The organism is Marinobacter suaedae (assembly GCF_030519635.1).
Classification (GTDB): Bacteria; Pseudomonadota; Gammaproteobacteria; order Pseudomonadales; family Oleiphilaceae; genus Marinobacter; species Marinobacter suaedae.
Window position 1 is genome coordinate 205,360 of the sequence record NZ_JAUMIS010000001.1, and the last position, 19,287, is coordinate 224,646.

General features: G+C 57.5%; 14 protein-coding genes and 1 tRNA gene. 8 read left to right on the top strand and 7 right to left on the bottom strand.

Features of this window, described 5'->3' with window-relative positions; genetic code table 11:
* Genes QVZ43_RS00855 through QVZ43_RS00865 form a run of 3 tightly spaced genes read left to right on the top strand, consistent with a single transcriptional unit; the run spans position 1 to position 2,439 of the window.
* Complete coding sequence (locus tag QVZ43_RS00855) at positions 1-1,002, top strand: amidoligase family protein (RefSeq protein WP_302908501.1); 1,002 nt, start codon at positions 1-3, stop codon at positions 1,000-1,002.
* Positions 995-1,759 (top strand): gamma-glutamyl-gamma-aminobutyrate hydrolase family protein, encoded by a 765-nt coding sequence (locus tag QVZ43_RS00860; protein WP_223793879.1) that lies wholly within the window; start codon positions 995-997, stop codon positions 1,757-1,759. Before QVZ43_RS00855 ends, QVZ43_RS00860 begins: the two co-directional genes overlap by 8 nt.
* The gene (locus tag QVZ43_RS00865) at positions 1,756-2,439 is read left to right on the top strand and encodes an SIMPL domain-containing protein (RefSeq protein ID WP_302908502.1); all 684 of its coding nucleotides are present in this window, start codon (positions 1,756-1,758) and stop codon (positions 2,437-2,439) included. Before QVZ43_RS00860 ends, QVZ43_RS00865 begins: the two co-directional genes overlap by 4 nt.
* 2 nt (positions 2,440-2,441) lie before the next feature.
* Here QVZ43_RS00865 and QVZ43_RS00870 read toward each other — a convergent pair whose 3' ends face one another.
* Positions 2,442-6,191: a translocation/assembly module TamB domain-containing protein gene (locus QVZ43_RS00870; protein WP_302908503.1), complete on the bottom strand. Its 3,750-nt coding sequence runs from the start codon at positions 6,189-6,191 to the stop codon at positions 2,442-2,444.
* Positions 6,192-6,205: 14 nt separating this feature from the next.
* Positions 6,206-7,975, bottom strand: coding sequence for an autotransporter assembly complex protein TamA (locus tag QVZ43_RS00875; RefSeq protein WP_302908504.1), 1,770 nt, complete (start codon positions 7,973-7,975; stop codon positions 6,206-6,208).
* Positions 7,976-8,138: 163 nt separating this feature from the next.
* Here QVZ43_RS00875 and QVZ43_RS00880 point away from each other — a divergent pair, with 163 nt between their 5' ends.
* Positions 8,139-9,146: a hypothetical protein gene (locus tag QVZ43_RS00880; protein ID WP_302908505.1), complete on the top strand. Its 1,008-nt coding sequence runs from the start codon at positions 8,139-8,141 to the stop codon at positions 9,144-9,146.
* A 38-nt stretch (positions 9,147-9,184) separates the two neighbouring features.
* Complete coding sequence (locus tag QVZ43_RS00885; protein ID WP_302908506.1) at positions 9,185-10,660, top strand: amidase; 1,476 nt, start codon at positions 9,185-9,187, stop codon at positions 10,658-10,660.
* A gap of 132 nt (positions 10,661-10,792) precedes the next feature.
* Here the strand turns inward: QVZ43_RS00885 and QVZ43_RS00890 are convergent, their stop codons facing one another.
* The 3 genes from QVZ43_RS00890 to QVZ43_RS00900 form a co-directional block, all read right to left on the bottom strand.
* Positions 10,793-11,215 carry a fibronectin type III domain-containing protein gene (locus QVZ43_RS00890; RefSeq protein ID WP_302908507.1) on the bottom strand — a complete coding sequence of 141 codons (423 nt, stop codon included), beginning with the start codon at positions 11,213-11,215 and terminating at the stop codon, positions 10,793-10,795.
* A gap of 455 nt (positions 11,216-11,670) precedes the next feature.
* The gene (locus tag QVZ43_RS00895) at positions 11,671-12,273 is read right to left on the bottom strand and encodes an outer membrane beta-barrel protein (protein ID WP_302908508.1); all 603 of its coding nucleotides are present in this window, start codon (positions 12,271-12,273) and stop codon (positions 11,671-11,673) included.
* Between the two features lie 346 nt (positions 12,274-12,619).
* Entirely contained in the window at positions 12,620-13,150 is a 531-nt protein-coding gene (locus tag QVZ43_RS00900) for a 2,4'-dihydroxyacetophenone dioxygenase family protein (RefSeq protein ID WP_302908509.1), read from the bottom strand.
* A gap of 230 nt (positions 13,151-13,380) precedes the next feature.
* On the opposite strand from QVZ43_RS00900, the gene QVZ43_RS00905 reads away from it, so the two are divergent.
* Positions 13,381-14,442 (top strand): AraC family transcriptional regulator, encoded by a 1,062-nt coding sequence (locus QVZ43_RS00905; RefSeq protein ID WP_302908510.1) that lies wholly within the window; start codon positions 13,381-13,383, stop codon positions 14,440-14,442.
* A 302-nt stretch (positions 14,443-14,744) separates the two neighbouring features.
* On the opposite strand, the gene QVZ43_RS00910 is transcribed toward QVZ43_RS00905, so the two are convergent.
* A complete protein-coding gene (locus tag QVZ43_RS00910) occupies positions 14,745-16,445 on the bottom strand; it encodes a carboxypeptidase regulatory-like domain-containing protein (protein WP_302908511.1) in 1,701 nt (566 codons plus the stop codon).
* Positions 16,446-16,774: 329 nt separating this feature from the next.
* Here QVZ43_RS00910 and budC point away from each other — a divergent pair, with 329 nt between their 5' ends.
* The gene (gene budC, locus QVZ43_RS00915; RefSeq protein WP_302908512.1) at positions 16,775-17,560 is read left to right on the top strand and encodes a meso-2,3-butanediol dehydrogenase; all 786 of its coding nucleotides are present in this window, start codon (positions 16,775-16,777) and stop codon (positions 17,558-17,560) included.
* A 35-nt stretch (positions 17,561-17,595) separates the two neighbouring features.
* Positions 17,596-18,585, top strand: coding sequence for an NADP-dependent oxidoreductase (locus QVZ43_RS00920; RefSeq protein WP_302908513.1), 990 nt, complete (start codon positions 17,596-17,598; stop codon positions 18,583-18,585).
* Positions 18,586-19,164: 579 nt separating this feature from the next.
* Here the strand turns inward: QVZ43_RS00920 and QVZ43_RS00925 are convergent.
* Positions 19,165-19,241: transfer RNA gene (locus tag QVZ43_RS00925), tRNA-Met, on the bottom strand.
* Between the last annotated feature and the right edge of the window lie 46 nt (positions 19,242-19,287).

Consider the following 19,287-nt stretch of genomic DNA (forward strand, 5'->3'; position numbering starts at 1 on the left):
ATGGATAATCGCACCCCATGCCAAATGCCGGACATCATGCGCACCAGCGATAAAAAGGAACGTCGCGTTGGTGTTGAACTTGAATTGTCCGGACTCAGCTACGATCAGCTTGTGTTTAACGTGTCCGATTTCCTGGGCGCCAAACCCCGGCTTGAATCCCGCTATGTCACCAAGATCGATACCGAGTTTGGCGAATATACGGTGGAGCTGGATTCGGAACTGGTGAAAGATCTCGACTTGAGCGATTCCCAGCTTCCCGATTCCATCAGGGAACTCGGTGGCCAGGCGCTGGAAGTAATCGATGCGGCAGCCGAGCGGATTGTGCCCCTTGAGATCATCACCCCTCCCCTGCCATTCAACGAAGTAGGACAAATCGAAGCACTGGTCAGCGCGCTGAGACAACAGGGGGCACTCGGCAGCCGGGAGTCGATTTATTACGCCTTCGGTTTGCAGCTGAATCCGGAATTGCCCGATTTGGAACCTGCTACCCTGGTTCGCTACCTTCAGGCCTTCGCCGCCCTGTACGATTGGCTCAAGTCACGCCATCAGCTGGATATCAGCCGCAAGATGACCACCTATATCGAGCCCTGGAGCAGTCGCTTCACCGACCGGCTGATGACGGACGATTACGCACCGGATCAGTCTGAGCTGATGCTTGACTACCTTGAATCCAACCCGACCCGCAACCGCGCCCTGGACCTGCTTCCTTTGTTTGCCTACCTGGACCACTCGTTGCTGAACGAGTACGTCCAGGACACGCGGATAAAGAGCCGCCCTACCCTGCACTACCGGTTACCCGATTGCGACATCGACAACCCAAACTGGCAGTTCTCCGACGTCTGGAACGACTGGGTCGTCCTCGAGCAGATTGCCAACAACGCGGAGCAGCTGGCCGAACTCCGCTCGCGGTTTCGCGAGGCCCACAAACTGAGCCTGCGCAATCTCACCCAAAGCTGGCTGGACAGCTCCACCCATTGGCTGCAGAGTCTGGGGTATGCGTGATCCTTCAATTCCTGAAATTGAGCTGCCGGGACTGACGATCGGGATCAGCGGTCCCTCCCGGCGTGGCACCGCCCACCGGCTGATCAGCATGGGGCTCAGACTGTACGGAGCACACACCCACTATATTCGCCCCGGGTCCCACACCAATGTGGAACTGCTGGATGGGCTGGTGCTTTCCGGCGGCACCCACGTTCATCCGGAGCGCTACGGGCAAAAGCCCGAGGTTTCCGCGCGTTATGACCAGCGACGGGACGCCACTGACTACCGCCTGCTGGAGCAGGCGGAACGCACAGGCATACCGGTCCTCGGCATCTGCAGGGGCGCCCAGTTCATCAATGTTTTCCACGGTGGTTCGCTGTGCCAGAACGTCACTCCGATTCGGGTCCATACCCGGCACCGCCCCCTTCTCTTGCCCATGCAGACGGTGCGACTGGTGAAGGACAGCCGACTGGCGAAAGCCATGCAGGGCCTCACCATAGGCGCCAATCGCATTCACAGTCAGGCCATCAAGCGGTTGGGGCAAAACCTCCGGGTCGTTGCCGTGGATAACGACCTGTTCGTGCAGGCCATCGAGAACCAGAGCGGACAATGGATGCTCGGGCTGCAATGGCATCCGGAATATCTGCTATACCATGGGGGACATCGCCAGATCTTCCGGCAGTTCGTCCATGCCGCCCTGAATTTCAAGAGGGGCCGGTTAGAGCCGGATTCCGATTCGTCCTTTTTTGAACAAGCTCCAGGGAGGAGTGACCCATGAATACTGGAAGCCGACTTGCACAGATTGGTCTGCCCCTTGCGCTTCTGCCCGTCATCGCCATGGCTGGTGAAGTGTCACTGAGTGGCGAAGGCAGTGTGCGTTATCAGCCAGACAGCGTGCGCCTGTATTTCACCGCGACCGTCGAGAACGAAGTGCCCCAGCAGGCGACCGAAGCAGTGGCATCCATGATGGCCCAATGGCGGGAAGCCATCGAAGATTACGAAGATGAGTTGGATGAATACACGGATGCCAACGTGCACCTGTATTCCCGAACCCTGCCCCCGGCTCAACCGGGGAGCGAGCCAACCCAAAAGGCGGTCGCGTCCCAAACTGTGACCTTCCAGCTTGATGACCTGACCCTGCTCAATCCGATCCTGGAACAGGCCCAGGCCATCGGTATGCGCTACAGCCTTGGGCCCGGCCAGTTTTTCCATTCAAACGAGAAGGAACTGAAGCAGGAAGCACTGGCTCTGGCCATTGCCGATGCCAGGGCGCGGTGTGAGTTCGTCGCGGATCAACTGGACCAGTCCTGCGGTGATGTCATCAGCATGCAGGTAGACGGCGGAATGCCACCAATGCCCCGAATGATGGCCGAAGCCCGTACGACAGCTGATCCGGTCCAGAGTGTTGGCACACGGGAAGTGACGGCTTCGGTCACCGCGACCTTCGAGCTGGATTGACGCTAGAAATCACGGGTATAGAAGATATCCAGTGAAGCGGCCAGACCACTGGCCGCCTCAACGTAGAAGTATTTTCCGAGGTCGTAGCGCAACGCCACTGTTGTGATGGGCTCAAATATTCCAACGCCGTACCGAATACTGAGCTCATCCGTCAGGTAACCACTGGCAACCACGGATGTTTCATCACCAGCACCCTCGGCTTCAAGAGCAAACTGCTCGATGCCCAGCTCTTCACCAATCTTGCCCGTCAGTTCAGCAGTCTGGTTTAACCCCAGAGACAGGGCGGCGGTGCTCATCTGTCCTTCTTCACCCCGGGTTTCCGGCGCCCGCCCCAGAATCAGGTAAGACAGGGCAACCCCCTCGGGCATTTCCGGGACTGAGAACACCTCCGTTGACGGCGACTGGGCGGGTCCGGTCAAGCGAATACCGGCCACCACGGCATCGACGGTTCTGATGGCCTCGATATCCAGATAGGGCTGGGCAATCGCGCCAACGAACAGCACCCGGGCGGTGCGTAGCTCCAGCTCCTGCCCGAACGCTTCGTATCGGCCATCAACAAGGCTCAGGGTCCCACGGGTATCCATGTTATTGCCGATCCGCAGGGTCCCTTCCAGGTTGCCCTCCACTCCGAATGCGACAAACGAGACTTCATCTTCGCCGACCACCACCCGCACATCCATTTCCAGATCCCGGACCAGCGGCTTTTCCTTCTCGACGCCGACAATCACTTCATCCTTGGATACCGATACGGCCTGGGGCGGCAGCCCCTGGATTTCGATGGCGCCACGGGGCACAGCCAGAACCCCGGCCACTTTCAGCCGCCCCTGCCGGAAGTCGATATTGAGATCCGGGGCCAGATCCAGCTGGGCATAGGGTTCCAGATTGACGGCAACCCGTTCACCACGAAGGGTGATATCCACTTCAGGGTCATCACGCCAGTCCAGATCACCCTCAAGGCCCAGGAAGCCGCCACCCCCGGTATCAACCCGACCGTCGAGGCTGGCGCTGTAGCCGTTCAGCTCCACCGTTACCTCAATCAACTCCATCAGCAACGGCAGCCGGGAATCCACCAGACGGCCATCGGCCAGCCGCAACTCTCCATTGACCGCAGGCCGCATCAGTGGCCCCGAGATTCGGCCACCACCCTCGATGACCCCCTTGACTTCTTGCAGGCCAGCCAGCACCCCGGCCAGCTCTACGTCCAGCTTCTCCAGGCTAAACTCGCCTTCGATCGAGCGTTCGGATGCACGCGGATCAACGGCGGCATCCAGAGACAATTCACCAATACGCGGACCAGCCAGAGCCAGCTCAACCTCCGCCATTTCGGGTCGGAGATTCAAGGCCACCAACAACTGGTCATACCGGAACGCTTCCCACTCATCGTCCACCAACAGGCTGACATCTGCCGTGCCGGCATCCACTTCGACACGCCCGGATGGCCCCGCATCGGTCATCGTCAGCTTCAGGTTGGCGTTAAGAAGAGCTTCCCAGCGAATGTTTTCCGGCAACAGGGACGCCAATGCAGTGGTCGGAAAATCAACCAGGCGATAATCCAGCTCCGGAGCTGGCGCGAGGACCTGATCGCCGGCGCAGAGCTGGCTTTTCTGCCAGGCCCAGCAGTGGGCGCCAAAGGTCAGGCGGCCTGTTTCCGAGTACGCCAGTGAGGCTGGAGCCTCCAGGGTCCACCGCTGTTTCTGTTTCGGCAGGGCCACAACCCCCTCGGAGAAACGCCCGTTCCACGCCTTCCAACTGTCTCCAGCGAAACCACCCGCAAACGTCAGGTCGACGTCCGCCTGAGGGTGGGATGCGGTCACCGCCAGCGTGTGACGGGTTCGATCACCGTCTATATCGAGTCCGAGGGCGTTGATGGTTTGCCCGGCCGCATCAATCCCACTCGCCCGCACCTGACCATCCAGCCGGAAACCAGCCTGAATACCGGCCTCAATCGCCAGCTGCTCGATCGCGAAGGTATCTCGCCACGCCAATCCATCGGCCTCCAGCGTCACATTCCCCTCCGGCTGCTCGGGTGTGCCGGACAGACGGATATCGGCGACCAGCTCTCCGGCCAGCCCCTCCAGCAGTTGCCGGGGTTCGGGCAGCTGAACCTGCAGGGCACCTTCCAAGGTTTCGCCCCAGGTACCACTCCCTCTGACCCGATTGACGCCAACGTCCAGAGCCAGCCCGGACACCTCCCAGCTACCGGACGCGGTATCAATCCCCCCTTTGACGCGGGCAGGCTGATCCTGCCATTGCCCGGACAGATCCCAGTTTGCCCGCAGGTCGGGGATCTGTCCTTCCCGTAACCGGCCATCGGTTGTCAATTGACCACTCAGGCTGGCAGAGAGGGCCGGCACCCAGTAGCCGGGGTTGAACTTATCCAGCGCCAGGGAACCCTCCCACGCCAGCACATCCCTGGTGCGCACCGTCGCCTGACCGTTGAGGGATCCAGCCTCGGTAGACACGTTCAGGTCGGTCAGACGAATGGTCTCCGTATCGCCATCCACTTTCGATGAGACACTGGCATCCCCTTGTGGGCCGGCGATGTCGGCGCTCAGGGCCGCCTGATAGCGCCCGTCGTTCCAACTGACTGTGCCGTCCAGTTTCTGAACCTCAACCGGAGGTTCGGCCATGTCGGGCAAAAGGGAATACCAGGGAAAGCTCCGAAGGGACAGATCGGCTTCAGCATCCAGTCCGCCCTGCCAGCCGACGCGGCCGTCGACGGCAACCACACCCGGCTCCTCAGCCTCCCCGGATTGCAGTACCAGCGAAATCCCGCTCGCCTCCGATGTGGTGACATCCCCTTTCAGACTGAGCAAGATAGGACCACGGGTGCCCGGCAAGGTGGCCTCACCCCGCGTATCAAACCCTGCCGTCAGACTGCCATCGGCCTCCACAAACCAGTCCTTGAGGGTCAGGGTTTCTGGCAGGGATCCATGAGCCAGAAAGCTCCTGGAATCAATCCGTAACCTGACGGGCAAATCGGGATCCAGCGGCTCCACCTCACCATCGAGTTCGGCCTCCAGATACCCCTCGCTGTTGCCCGCCAGCCGCAGGTCCCGAACACTCCCGCCCAGATCAACGGCGATACGCCACCGGTCGCCGGCCGGTGGCGGAAGCTCAGCCAGCACGCTCAGATCAATTGGCCAGTCCCGACGGGTTTCCAGCCGACCGGACAACGAGACGGAGTAATCCCCCCATTCATAGAACAGCTCGTTCACCTGCCAATCGGCACCCGCTCCTTCGGCAGAGAGCGTCAACTGGTTCCAGACCGTCGCGTCGTTCAGCAGGAACGGGCCCAGACGTACATCTCCGACACGAACGCCGAAAGGCAGATCGACCTCTGGCAGAACAATGTCCCTGGGCTCTGATTCTGGCTTCTCTTCCGGGGGTTCCACCTGCACATCGATCTGCTCCGCCACCAGGGTATCCAGACACACCTGTTTTCGGACCAGACACGATGGTGACCAATCCAGCCGAGGCGCCGCCAGATCAACCTGTACGCCATATCCTTGCCAGACCAGCCGCTCGGCCTGCCAGAGGCCGAGGACCGAGCCCCGGCCATCGGTCACTTCCAGGCCTGGTACCTGCTCCAGCACCCAGGCGGTGCCGGCATCGGATCGCAGCGCCAGCAATACTGCCCCGACCAGGAGCACCGGCAACAGGAGCAGGATCAGCAGAATCCAGAGCAGCCAGAACCACACCGACCGGCGGCCGGAAGGCGATTCATTTTGCTGGTCCGGTTGCTTGCTCACCGCGTTCGCTCCGCTCAAAGCTCTGGGCCCATTGAAAAGTGTATACGCCAGTCGCCGCCAAACTCACGATCCAGCCCCTTGGCGATGTCCAGCCGCAAAGGTCCCACCGGGCTGATCCAGCGAACACCCGCTCCGACACCGGTCGCCAGCGGATCGTTGAAGTCATTGATGGCATTGCCATGGTCAACAAACACGGCGGCGCGCCAACGGTCGGTAATGCCATACTGGTATTCACCGCTTCCGACCAGCAAGAAACGACCACCCACGGCCACACCGTTGTCGTTCTCCGGTGACAGGGTTTCGTAAGCGTAGCCCCGCACACTCTGGTCGCCACCGGCAAAAAAGCGCAGCGACGGCGGCACATCCGAGAAGTCGTTGGTGGCCACGCCCCCCAACTGGAAGCGCCCCACAAACCGATGCCTATCGAATACCGTGTACAGCCCCTTGGCCAGCATACTCCCATGCAGGATGTCGGCCTTGGACAGCAGCGCCCGATGGGAGCCGGTCACATCGAACTGCAAACGGTAACCTCGGGAGGGATCAAGCGGCGAATCAGCATGGATTTTCGAATAACCGGCACCGGGCAGGAACAGACTACTGGTGCCACTTTCTTCATCACGGATATTGAAGCGCTCCCCTTCCCAGCGAATGGACAACACCTGCAGCCAGCCGTTGTCCAGCTCGTGTTGCCACTGCTGGCCAACGGTAATCAACTCGGATTCCACCCCCTCGATATCCTCCCGCTGATAACCGGCAGTCAGTCGGATGAGATCTGTCATGGGCGGGTCCAGGGGCAGTTCGTAGTAGGCACTCAGGTTCTGCCGTGGTTCCGACAGTTCGGTTTCGGCTCCGCGCCGGTGCCCCATCGGATTGATCCAGTGTTCACGCCAGTTGCCTTTGAAGCGAGGACCAACGTCCGTGGAAAAGCCAATACCCGTAGCCACCGATCTCGGCTCCCGGCGAGTAACGGCCACGCTCACCGGAATCATGCCGTTGTCCGCCTGTTCCGGGGGCGCGTCAATCTCAATACCCGTGAAGTAACCGCTGCTGGACAGATCCCGGTTGAGCTGGGCGATCTCGTCCGCGTGATAGGGAATGCCTGGCTCGAAGGTCACAAAGTCCTCCAGCAACCCCAGCTCGAACCAGTGTCCCTCCTCGAACGACACCTCCCCCAGCGAATACCGCTCACCGCTCTCGAAAATGAGCGTGATCTCGGCGGTGCCGGCCTCCGGATTCACAGCCAGGCGGCTCTCGGTAAACTGACCATCGAAGTAGCCACGTTGCCGCGCCCTGGACTCTATGGTGCCTCTCAGTGAGGCGTATTGGCCGTGGTTAAGGATGGCACCTTCGGCGGGCTGTTTCGGCAGGTCCCTGACAAATTCCTCATCGGACGCAGCGGCGCCATTAATTTCAACGGTCCGGGAAACCACACGCACCGGCTCGCCGGGCACCACGGTGATCACCAGGCTGGCGCGCTTTTTATCATCGGTTTCCTCGTCATCTTCCTTTAACTGCCAGTCGATGTCGGGGTTGTAATACCCAAGTGCACGCAAGGCCCGGGACACTTTACGAACCGCCGTCGGGGCAAAGCGCCTCAATTCACGCGGAGTTCGTCCCTTGACCTCACCGAGGAACGCTTCGGCATTGTCCTTCAGCTCTGGAAACTCCCCCTCCAGCTCAACCCTCACCTGCTGGGCCTGCAGCCATCCGGACAGCAGACAACAAATCACCAGCCCGGCCAGGCGGCGGAAGTAAGAAGTACGAGCGGTGCGAACTGAGAGCATCCTGCTGTGTCCGTGGTGAAAAGCGTAACTGGAATGCCCGCTGCCTTCGGGGGGAGCATCCCTTCCCTGAGCGACTGGCCGTCGTCGCCAAGTCGCCGCCCTGGATGAAATAATGCTAACCTGTCAGAAGGTTGTAATTCCCTGATGAATAACCGGATTCTGAATGCTGCATATCAATCGACAGAACCTGAAGTCCAGCCACCAGCTCATCTGGTTCATCATCGATTTCGTGATGCTGGGACTGCTGTTCATCAATCTGGTCCTCATCATCTGGGATGCCATCTACAACTTCGTTGCCGTCCAGAACCTTCTCAAAGAATATACTCCCGGCCTGCAGTCTCTGTATCACCCCATTCACGAGAACTTTCTATTTTATGACATGATTTTCGTTTCCCTATTCCTTGGGGAGTTCTTCCTCAGATGGGGATACGCTGTGAAGGCCCGCATCTATGACCGCTGGTATTTCTACCCGTTCATCCACTGGTACGATCTGGTCGGATGTATACCGGTGGGCAGCTTCCGTTTCCTGCGTATTCTGCGGGTGATTTCCATCATATACCGTCTGCACCAGTACAAGATAATAGACGTCACCAGCACCAAGGCTTACAAGTTCGTCAACTTCTACTACGAAGCGTTTATGGAGGAATTGTCTGACCGCATTGTGATCAAAGTCCTCAGCGGGATGCAACAGGAGGTTCGGCGAGGTACCCCCCTGTTTGACCGGATCCGGGAAGACATACTCTTTCCCCGCCGGGAAATGCTGTCGGACTGGATTTCCGAGCGGATTGCCGAAGCAGCGCGGGAGGGCTACGTTCCCAATCGTGGCGCCTTGAGAACCTATCTCGAAGATCGGGTAGACAACGCCCTCAAACAGAATCACGAACTGTCCCGCCTGAAGTACCTGCCCGTCGTCGGCCCGACGATCCAGGAAACACTGGAAGAGGCCGTGGGCGACATTGTCGCCAATGTCGTGCACCAGGTACTGGAGGATCTGGCGTCATCCTCCAATCATGCGTTCATTGAAGATATCGTGAATGTCTTTCTCCCCGCTCCGGGCCAAAAAGAAATCTCCGACGCCGACAGCCAGGCCCTGATTAACCTGATCATTGAGATTATCGACGCCATCAAGGCCCAGGTCCGGGTCAAGTACTGGCGTGAAGACCTGCCTTGAAATCGCCCTCTAACTGACAACAAGAAGCCACACGATCCATGGACGACATACACTACCTTCCCGCCCACCGACTGCTGGACAAACTGCAGTCCGGGGAACTCACCAGCGAACGCCTCACTCGCCTGTTTCTGGACCGAATCCAGCAACGCAATCCAGCCATTAATGCTGTGGTGCATCTGGACACAGGACGAGCCCTGAAGGAAGCAGCGGAAGCCGACCGGAAGCGAGCCGCAGGCGAGCCCCTGGGCCCGTTGCACGGTCTGCCACTGACCCTGAAAGACACCTGGGAGGTCGCGGGCCTGATCACCACGGCTGGGGCCCCCGCGCTCAGGGAGTACACGCCACATCAAAATGCGGATATCGCCCAGCGACTTCAGGATGCGGGCGCGATCATCCTTGGCAAAACCAACGTACCGCTGTTTGCCTCAGACCTTCAGACCTACAACAAGGTGTATGGATTCACCCGCAACCCCTACAACCCGGACCGGACGCCCGGAGGCTCCTCAGGCGGCGGTGCCGCCGCACTCGCCAGCGGACTGACACCACTGGAGGTAGGCAGCGATGTGGGCGGCTCAATTCGCACGCCGGCCCACTTTTGCGGCGTGTTCGGGCACAAACCCACCCGGGACATTGTTTCCATGCGCGGGCACATTCCCGGACCTCCCGGCAGCCAGACACGACCGGACCTGGCCGAAGGCGGCCCTATGGCGCGTTGCAGCCAGGACCTGGAACTGCTTCTGAGAGTCGTGGCCGGGCCAAGAGCAAGCGATGGCCGGAGCTGGCGCCTCGACCTGGAGCCGACCAGCCTGTCCAACCTTAGTGAGGCACGAGTCGCCCACTGGTTTGAGGACCCGCTGTGCCCCATCGACACGGAGTTGAAAAGCGGATACCAGCACCTTGCCAGCGAACTCGAACGTCGGGGTGCACTGGTTGCCAAGGCCCAACACCCGCTCCTGAAACTCGAACACATCACGCCCACCTACTTCAATTTACTGGGTAGCCTGATGTCACCATCGTTCAAACCGGCCCAGCGCCGCCAGATGAAGTGGCTCGGCCACCTGGCTCCCTGGCTCAAGTATCTAGGCCCGGTAACCCACGGCATTGGCGAATATGGTCGTGGAGCAACCCAGCCGGTTCATCAGTGGGCGGTGTGGAATGAAACCCGGGAGAAAATGCGCCACCAGATTGAAGCGCTGTTTGATGAATTCGATGTTCTGTTAACCCCGGTAACCCCGACAGCGGCCATAGCGCACGACCATAGCCAGCCCCTGTTCAAGCGGCGGATCAAAGTAGATGGGCAGGAACGCTCTTATATGGATCAGATGTGCTGGATTGCACTCGCCACACTCCTGGGCCTACCGGCAACCTCCGTGCCCGTGGGACGAACACGGGAGGGGCTACCCTTCAATGTTCAGGTGATCGGCGCACCCGGAAAGGATTTGACCACCCTTCGATTTGGCCAGTTGCTGGAGCAAGAGGGTCTGGCGGGATTCAGCCCGCCAGCGGAGCGCTAGCGAGCGGGCATCACTATTTCGCCGCCCTGTCACGAAGGCACCGCCTGCATTGCACAAAAAAGCCCCGGACTCAGAAAGGCCGGGGCTTTTTTCAGCGCCATCACTCAGTAAGAGACGGCGTATTTGATCAAATCAAGAATTAACGGTCTTGCTCACAGTATCTGAAGGAGCACTCATCAGTCCGTTAACGTCTTCTACCTGAATGGTGAAGTACCAGGTGCCCTCGTCCAGATTCTCAATCACGTAAGACATTTCCGCTTCGGACTGCGCGCCTGTGACAACAACTTGCTGACTCATCGCGTCTTCGTCCTGGCCATAGCGGATCACGTACTTATTGAGCTCTCCCATGGCGATGCTCTCACCATTAACACGGGTCAAAGGCGCACTCCAGCTCAGTACAGCAGTGTTCGCAGCAACCGGTCCACCAGTATAAGCGCCGTCAGATCCGCCGCTGGAAGCAGATCCGGATGTACCACCGTTACAGCCAGCAAGGCCTGCACCCAGGGTAATCGCTGCAAATCCAACCAAAGCCATTTTCTTGACGCGCTTCATCATATAATTCACCAATCACTCGTCGAAATGTGAAATTGTTTAAAACGAGAGCGATGGTAAACGAACTATTGGCGCGGTCGACTGTTTTATTTTGTCATTTTTACGTCAACATCAGATACAAAACTGGGTAAATATCGGACAAAGCGGGCATTTTTTGAGCAGAAAAATGCCACCTACGCAGTGCTACGTAAGGGGAATCCCCGAACAAAATTCGTTCAATCGAGCGTTAAAGACGCGGGCAGGAATCGTTGACGCCGCTTTCGCAGATAAGCGCCAACTTATTTACACGGTAGATCGAGCAGACACGGATGCGGGCGGTCGAACGTCAGACCGTTTTTCCGAAAGAAGCGAGCGCGCTGTGTATAAAGGGAGGCATTCCGGACACCTGGTCGGGATGCTGAAGGAAGGAAAGGAAGGAGACTCCAGTGGAGCCCCTCAACCTTATGAGAATTCAGACCTTAGAAGCGGAATTCCGGCCCAACGCTGAAGACGTTGATATCGCTCTCACCAAACTCGTCTTCGTCCCCGACGTCCAGGTACAGGTCCCAATCAGCCCGGATACGAAGCGACTGCGACACGTCATAGCTCACACCAAGCCCGCCACGCAGAGCGAAGCCGCTGTCGTCGTCAGTGGCTGAAAACGAGTACAGCCCGTCAGTGGCAAACACATCGTAGTCCAGTTGCCACAGCACGAGCCCTGCCCTGGTGAACAGTTTGAACGGTCCCGACTGAGGAACGCCGATCCTGAGTGACGTATCGATAAGATGCCCCTGCACGCCCACAGCGAGTGCAATGCCATCGATCACACCAGACGCTTCGACTTCATCCAGATACCGATAGCCCAGCTCAAGGCCAATGACATCGGTCAACTCTGTACCGCCATACGCCCGGAAGGATACCGCCTCATCATCACAGGTGGCTTCACCTCCACCACAAAAATCCTCGACGGTCGCCTGCCCTAGAGAGAAGCCAAGGTACCCCGTGCCAGGTTGAGCACCGTATGCCTGACCCTGTGCCGCCAGCGCCAGTGAGAACAGTATTAGGGTCTTATTCCATTTCATTACTACTTCCTTATATGGGAAAGAATTCGAGAATCGCGCGCTTCCAGGGTCCGTGCCGAGGGAGGGCTCGCCAGAAAATCATAAAAGCTTTCGGCAAGCGGCTCATCCCCGAAATTCAGCTTTTGCGTATTTTTTACAAAGACTTGGCCTGACTGGTCCGGATTCAATACAGAAGATGTCGCAGGGAGGTTTATTGGCTAGAAGGGAGGAAAAATCGAGAAAAACGACTCAACGTCAACCAGACACCCAGGGGGTATCCGGTTGACGAAGCATTCCCGCTCAAGGGAAGTGGGCTACGCCGGGGCAACCCGTCAATCCGGTGATCAGGCTACCCGGATTAGAGGGATTACTTCAGATTGCGGACCTTGGTGTTGTGGTCCGGCTGAGGAGGCGTGATGTAATTGGCCGGCTCGAGTCCACGCTCTTGGATAAGGTTATCCAGCATGACCATGATCTCGCTGGCATCGAGAATACCGACGTAGTTGCCATCGTCATCGAAGTTGATGTTGGCACCGTGAACCACCATCAGGGTCTCGGTGGGCTTGGTGTTGGTCTCTGGCGTCATGAACTGGTGGATGGAACCGCCTGGCTCGTACAGGTAACAGCCATCCGTCTGCGGATCATTGGGGTACTCGACATACTCCCAGTGCCCGGAGATGGTGAACATGTGAACAGCGCCGGTGTGGAAATGGCGCGGCAGAATAACGCCGGGGTGGAACCACACTTTCAGCACCCAGACCCCATTGTGCGGATCCAGGAACAGGGGCTGGACATCGATTCCAGGCACGCCAGGCATGGCATCTTCGTACACCGGCTGATTATTGGAATTGACGTAAAGGAGTTCGTGGTGTTCAAACACCTGGTTTGGCGTAGTCATGTGAATCTCTCTTTTAGCTTGTTGTGGAACAGGTCCTCGGGACCATCCCTCATCTTCAGTCCATTCCACACTCCAGACTTACCTTAAGACGCCTTTATTTTGTTTTTTCGCGCCATACAAACAATACTGATGTGAGGATACACCGCTGTGTCCGGGCGCTTGACCACGTCTCTCGAAACCCGCTAGGTTTAGCGCCCAATAACAGCGACAACAAACAATGAAAACAGATCATGACTACATCTGAGCTTGTCAGAGCTTCGTCGCTTGCCCGATTCGACGAGTACTGCGAAAAATACGGCCTTGACCATCAACGCATGCTGCGCCAGGCACGCTTGCCCCTGGACCTGCTTGACCACCCGGAAAGTTTCATTTCTTATTCGCGGTTTGCCACCCTGCTGGCCAGGTGCGCCGAAGAATCACGGCACCCGCTTTTTGCCCTGAAATATGGTGTCTTTCAGGGCACAGACGTGTTCGGACGCTTGCTTTACCTGTTCAAAAATGCCGAGACAGTGGGTGATTCGCTCCAGGAGCTGATGAACTACTTTCATCTTCACGACGCCAGCGGAAAGCTCTCGGTCACCACTGAAGGCCGTGCGGTAGTGCTGAGTTATGAGCCCTCCCTGAGAGAGGGCATCCCTGGCCGGCATGCAGCAGAATTGGCTATCGGAATCGGCAAGGCCCTATTGACCATGCTCCTCGGTGCGAAGTGGAACCCAACGGGAGTTCACCTGCGCAGCGGTCCTGGTGATACCACGGACCACTACAAACGCGTTCTAGGCGTGGCCCCGCAATTCAACAGCGTAAGCAATAGCTGGGTTTTCGACGCCAAGCTCCTGGACACGCCATTGAGCGATTCAGACCCGGCGCTGCACGCCCTGATGCGAGAACACCTGGAAAAAATGGATGGGCTCTCGCCCACTGAGCTGCCAGAGCATGTCAGGTACCTGGTCAAGAACTTTTTGCCCAGCGGCCGAGCCAATATCAACCAAATCGCAAGCTACATGATGCTCAGCTCCCGCACCTTGCAGCGTTACCTCAGCGAGGAGGGAACTTCCTTCCAGAAGCTGCTGGACGAGACTCGTCAGAGCATGGCCCAGCGCTATCTCCACGAATCCAGCATCAGTCTCACACAGCTCGCCGGCATTCTCGGTTATTCGGATCTGGCAGCGTTTTCCAGGGCATTCCAACGTTGGTATGGCGTCAGCCCTCGTCAATGGCGCAAGGAGCAAGGCATCCGCTCGACCACAAGGCTGGCGCCAAAGCGGAAAATGGCTCCCAGCTGGCTGAAGTAAGCGCATCCGCTTCCCACGGTCTCGGCACCAAGATTCCTCGCCCCCAGCCGTCTCAAATCACCGGAACTCCAGAAAAGCCCCCCGGTAAGCGTATCCCCAACGCAAAGGCCAATCGACGAGAAAACGGCACAGCGGTCTGTCAATTACCTGCGGTCTGACCAGCACCCCGGATGCTGACAAAGAAACGGTCTTACGACTCGCGAACGCTAACTTCAGGATTCCGGGAAACCGACCATAAAATTCAAACAAAAAAGCCCAGGCCGGAGCCTGGGCAAAGCAAGTTGTGCAGAACAACTCAACGCTTAATTACGGTAATTTGGGTCCAGGCACATCAGGACACCGGTAAACTCTTCGAGCGCCTGAACCGGAATCGGGTTGTTGGTCATACAGGCCCAACCTTCGTCGGTAAAGGTCACGTCACGGGTGTAGGTGCCGCGCAGGGGGGCCGGATAAGCAACGAACTCTTCGGCCTTCGGATCGAACCGGTAGATGTGATCGGTCATTGTCTCGTTGATCCAGACATCTCCCGTGGAGGGTGCGATATTCAGGGAATACGGCCCTGGACGTGCATCTGGCGAGAACTCGGGCATCTCATAAACTTTGATGTCCATAGTCCTGGTATCGATCCGGGCGATTTCGCCGTGGCCGTAACCGGTTTGCCAAAGGATGCCGTCCTCGGCAAAACGCAGACGACGAGGACCGAACACAGGGGACTCAATTTCCGTCACTTCCAGTGTCTCGGGGTCGATTCGGCCGATGCGATTGCCCCATAGACGGCTGTACCAGATCGAACCGTCGAGGCTGCTAACAGCCACCCCATAGGTAAGAACTGCTGGCGTTATGGCTACCGGGCGCGGTTCCGGCAGGGTAATCAGGGTGACCTCCTGAGTCTTCGGGTCCAGACGTCCGATCTGCTCGGTACCAACCACGCTGAACCAGAGAATGCCTTCTTTATCGACACGAATGGTATGAGGGTAAGGAGCGTTGCCCGGCAGAGGGATTTTTTCTTCCCACTGGTTCGTCTCGGCATTGAAAACCCCGATGGACGCAGAGTAAGAGTTCGTCGTATACAGCTTGCCATCAGGACCTTCAGCCAGGGAATGTGGCCCGTGGCGAACGTTGACCTTGTTCATGGCAGGCGGAACACCTAACACGGTAAAGATCCCCCCAAGCGGCATATCCTGCTCCGGGTGTGGGACGAACCGTGTCTCTTTAGTGTCCAGATCGGTTACATACATGCCATCGGCAAACTGGTCGACCGTGTACACCAAGCCATTGTCGGAATGGACGTAAGCATCGTGGGGAACGCCGGAGCTGGGCAGCTGATACTCATAAACCTTGGTGTGCGTAAGCGCTGGGTCAAACGGAAATTCCGGACGCATATCCGTCGGTTTGCCATCAAACCCTTCGGCAAAGATTTCAGCCCGACGCTTGTCTTTCTCGGTAATACCCACAGCACCCATGTAGGCGTGCATCCGCTGAACAGTCTGCCGCCATGACTCAGCCGGACGAACAGTCCGGGTAAACGGATTACCAAGCTGGTGACAAGACAGGCACTCTAGTTGGAACTTTTCACGGGTGAAGGGTTGATCTTCTTCTGTATCGAATGGCAATTCATTGAAGTGGTATGAAGCAGCAAGACTTTCAGAAATCTGTCGATCGGTTTCGAGCGCGACCATCCGGATGTTCTTCTCCAGAGCTGAATCCGCGCTACCCAAAACCACTTGTTCTTCAAAATCTTCAAAATAATGAGCCCGGAACCTCAGGCGTAGCTCGCCTTTAAGGTCAGTTTCCAGAACGTACCCACCGTCAGCACCGGTATACACTGACTCTGAAAGGCCGTTCTGGACATCACTCAAACGGACGATGGCGCCAGCAATGGCCTCCCCTTCGTTGTTCGTCAGTTTACCGGTAATCACCGCAGCAGAAGCGGAAGACGCCGCCAGTACAGCAGTCGACAGGGTCGCGACGCGCAGCCCAGCCAAACTTGTTCTTGTAGTCATGATGCTCTCCGTCATTGGGTCTCAAGGCAGGTACTCCACTAGCCAGAGAAGGACAGGTGCCTGTCTAGTCATTCGGCCACGCCCCATGCCAGTACCACTCCAGAGTGCGCCATATTATTGGTCTCCAGCCATTTACACTTACCTTTTCCCGCCCTTAATTTAACTTTATACGCCATATTGATTCTGGCGCGATTTATCAATAATTAGGCGTGATCTAACACTTATTGAATGCAACTTATCGATAAAACTGGCTGGGCAGAATCTTCGGTATTTGCCTGAAGACGCATACCCGGAGAGTGATAATTCAAACAAGATCAAGGTAAACAGCCATGCTTCAGAACAAGAAAGCCATCATCACGGGCGGAGCCTCCGGCATCGGCGCCCAGACCGTTCGCCTGTTTCACGAAAATGGTGCGAACGTCGTTATTGCTGACATGAACGAAGAGCTGGGTACTGCCCTGGCGAAAGAGCTGGGTGACGGTGTCTTCTTTGTCAAAGTGGACCTGAGCCAGCCCGAGGAAATCGAGAAAATGGTTTCCTTTGCTACCGAGACCCTGGGTGGGCTGGACATTCTCATCAACAACGCTGGCTTTGGCACTTACGGTCGAACCCACATTATCGAACCGGAAACCTGGTACAAGGTGATGGAAGTCAACCTGAATGCGCTGTTCCATACCTGTCGGCACGCCATTCCGCACCTGATGAACAACGGCGGTGGCAGCATCATCAATACCGCATCGGTTTCCGGCACCCGTGCCGATTACGGTTTCAATGCCTACGCCGCAGCGAAGGGCGGTGTTATTAACTACACCCGCAACCTTGCCCTGGACTACGCCACGGACAACATCCGGGTCAACAGTGTCAGCCCGGGACTGATCAAGACCCCTCTGACCGGCCCGCTGACGGGGCAGCCCGATGCGTACAAGGAATACCTGCATAACATTCCCATGAGCCGCGCCGGAGAGCCCGAGGAAATAGCTAAAGTCATGCTGTTCCTTGCATCCGATCTCGCGAGCTATGTGACCGGGCAAAACCTGTGTGTCGACGGTGGCAGCTCGGCATGGAATGGCCAGCCGCGGTTCACCAAAATTTTCGGCGACGTCACGATTCCGTGAGTCGCCTGCCAAACTATCAAGAGGAACTTTCCACAATGAAATTCAAGGCGTACCAACTGGCGAAGCGACCAGCCGGCAAATTTACTTCCGATTGTTTCAAAGCGGTGGAGCTCGAAAAGCCGGAGCTGAAGGATGGTGATTTCCTGGTTAAACAGAGTCACATGTCTCTGGATCCAGCAATGCGCACCTGGGTCCAGGACAACGAGGACAGCTACATCGAGCCGGTGCGGCCGGGCGATATCATGCGGTCCTACGGGGTCGGCGAAGTGGTCGAATCGAAAAACCCGGACTATCCGGTTGGCTCCCGCGTGGTAGGTATCACCGGCTGGGCAGAGTACACCCTGGGCGGGGAGGATATGCAGGTTGTCGACAAATCCGTTGACGTCACTGCCTTGCTGTCTGTTCTGTACGTACCCGGATTCACTGCCTACGTCGGGCTGATGAAAATTGGCCGGCCAGAAAGAGGCCAAACCCTGGTTGTCAGCGGTGCTGCCGGATCAGTAGGTTCGCTGGTGGGCCAGATCGGCAAAGCCGAGGGCCTGCGCGTCATCGGTGTCGCCGGCAGCGACGAGAAATGCCGCTGGCTGGAAGACGAGCTCGGCTTCGACAAGGCCCTAAACTACAAGGATGCGAATCTCGCCGCGCAACTGGAGGCAGCGACACCGGATGGTATCGATCTTTACTTCGAAAACACCGGGGGCCCCATTCAGCACCTCGCGTTCGACCGCATGAACCGGCTGGGCACCATTGTCGTTTGCGGTAACATCGCGGAGTACTCCAAGGACATTCCGAGCCCGGGCCCAAGTTGGGTCGATATCAACCTCAAGGCACTCCGGGTTGAGGGCTTTGTGATCACCGATCACTACGACAAAGTCGAAGAGTCCATGGGAGCGATGATGGGTTACCTCGAAAAGGGCCAGCTCAAATTCCGCAGTCATGTCCTGAAGGGACTGGACAGCGCTGTTGAAGGTGTTCAGCTGCTGTTCTCAGGACAGAACCAGGGCAAACTGTTCGTAGAGTTCTAACCAACTCATCTCCAGATCCCCGGTTCGAGGCCAGGCTCAGGGCCGGGGAGGGATTCGGACCAACGACTGCATGGAACCCGAACGGGTAACACCCCGACCTCAGTGGGCCAGTCCAAGGCTCATAGCAATGCAGCAGATTTGAAGAAAGTATCGTCCATCCCGGCACCAAATCGCTCCAACCTAGTGCGCGCTTGGCAGCCAGCCCCCTGATTGGTGCATTTTTAACCGAACAGTCCAACCAGTGATCACCTGAAGCTTTAGCCTTTTCTAACTGTAAACACATACATAGGCAAGCGTTGCCCGCTGAAGCCTGCCATGGCCTGATAAAGGCGTCTTGCTTCAACAGCTGTAAATGAACTGGGTGTACAACCGCGATGCGACTGCTGCCGTGCTCGATATCCTGATGGCGCCCTCCTCACAACATTGTAAACAGGCACGCACACCACTCTCTTGCAAGGGGCGCCTGAAACCGAAACGCGCCTGTGGCAGGCCAAGCGATCTTTCGAGCAGAAAATTGCGGGGAGTTTCCTCGGAAACAAAAAAGGCAGATCGGTGTATACCGATCTGCCTTTTCATATTTGGTAGCGGGGGCTGGATTCGAACCAACGACCTTCGGGTTATGAGCCCGACGAGCTACCAGACTGCTCCACCCCGCATCAAAACTGGTTGTTGTCCGGGGTAACCCCGATCAACGTGGCGCGC

Excerpts from the sequence above, each read along its gene's own strand:
- QVZ43_RS00880 (WP_302908505.1), top strand. The coding sequence starts at position 8,139 with ATGCTGCATATCAATCGACAGAACCTGAAGTCCAGCCACCAGCTCATC.
- budC (WP_302908512.1), top strand. The coding sequence starts at position 16,775 with ATGCTTCAGAACAAGAAAGCCATCATCACGGGCGGAGCCTCCGGCATC.
- QVZ43_RS00885 (WP_302908506.1), top strand. The coding sequence starts at position 9,185 with ATGGACGACATACACTACCTTCCCGCCCACCGACTGCTGGACAAACTG.
- QVZ43_RS00905 (WP_302908510.1), top strand. The coding sequence starts at position 13,381 with ATGACTACATCTGAGCTTGTCAGAGCTTCGTCGCTTGCCCGATTCGAC.
- QVZ43_RS00890 (WP_302908507.1), bottom strand. The coding sequence starts at position 11,215 with ATGATGAAGCGCGTCAAGAAAATGGCTTTGGTTGGATTTGCAGCGATT.
- QVZ43_RS00920 (WP_302908513.1), top strand. The coding sequence starts at position 17,596 with ATGAAATTCAAGGCGTACCAACTGGCGAAGCGACCAGCCGGCAAATTT.
- QVZ43_RS00855 (WP_302908501.1), top strand. The coding sequence starts at position 1 with ATGGATAATCGCACCCCATGCCAAATGCCGGACATCATGCGCACCAGC.
- QVZ43_RS00895 (WP_302908508.1), bottom strand. The coding sequence starts at position 12,273 with ATGAAATGGAATAAGACCCTAATACTGTTCTCACTGGCGCTGGCGGCA.
- QVZ43_RS00875 (WP_302908504.1), bottom strand. The coding sequence starts at position 7,975 with ATGCTCTCAGTTCGCACCGCTCGTACTTCTTACTTCCGCCGCCTGGCC.
- QVZ43_RS00865 (WP_302908502.1), top strand. The coding sequence starts at position 1,756 with ATGAATACTGGAAGCCGACTTGCACAGATTGGTCTGCCCCTTGCGCTT.
- QVZ43_RS00910 (WP_302908511.1), bottom strand. The coding sequence starts at position 16,445 with ATGACTACAAGAACAAGTTTGGCTGGGCTGCGCGTCGCGACCCTGTCG.
- QVZ43_RS00900 (WP_302908509.1), bottom strand. The coding sequence starts at position 13,150 with ATGACTACGCCAAACCAGGTGTTTGAACACCACGAACTCCTTTACGTC.
- QVZ43_RS00860 (WP_223793879.1), top strand. The coding sequence starts at position 995 with ATGCGTGATCCTTCAATTCCTGAAATTGAGCTGCCGGGACTGACGATC.